General features: G+C 36.2%; 2 protein-coding genes. Both read right to left on the reverse strand.

Annotated elements, in window-relative coordinates; translation table 11 throughout:
• Nucleotides 1-299, reverse strand: a 299-nt coding sequence (locus KH893_RS12095) for a GTPase (protein WP_281166316.1), incomplete at its 3' end; no start/stop codon positions are given.
• 27 nt (nucleotides 300-326) lie between these two features.
• A partial coding sequence (locus tag KH893_RS12100) for a (d)CMP kinase (protein WP_281166317.1) occupies nucleotides 327-458 on the reverse strand: 132 nt, incomplete at its 5' end.

Below are 458 nucleotides of genomic sequence, written 5' to 3' on the forward strand. Positions count from 1 at the left end.
TCTTTCGTAATGCCATTGTGGCCATCAACAACAAAAATAATCGCATCAGCTTCTTTGATTGCTAATTCGGCCTGTTCCTTAATTTCTTTAATAAAAACATCATTCGATGCCGATATCCCACCAGTATCGATAACGGAAAATTTACTGCCGTTCCATTCCGCTTTTTCATACAGACGATCGCGGGTAACACCAGATAAATTATTAACGATTGCTTTTCTTGTACCAACAATTCGATTAAATAAAGTTGACTTACCAACATTCGGTCTTCCAACTATTGCAATTGTATATTTTTTACTCATCTTTATAAGCATACAGAAAACACGCGATCATGCGCGTGTTTTGACAATTTCCAAAATTTTATTAACGACTTGGTCAATCGACAATTCACTTGTGTCAATTTCGATCGCATCATTTGCTTTTCTTAAGGGGCTGATCAAACGATGAGAGTCCTTATAATC

Source organism: Liquorilactobacillus sicerae (assembly GCF_029916425.1).
Taxonomy (GTDB): Bacteria; Bacillota; Bacilli; order Lactobacillales; family Lactobacillaceae; genus Liquorilactobacillus; species Liquorilactobacillus sicerae.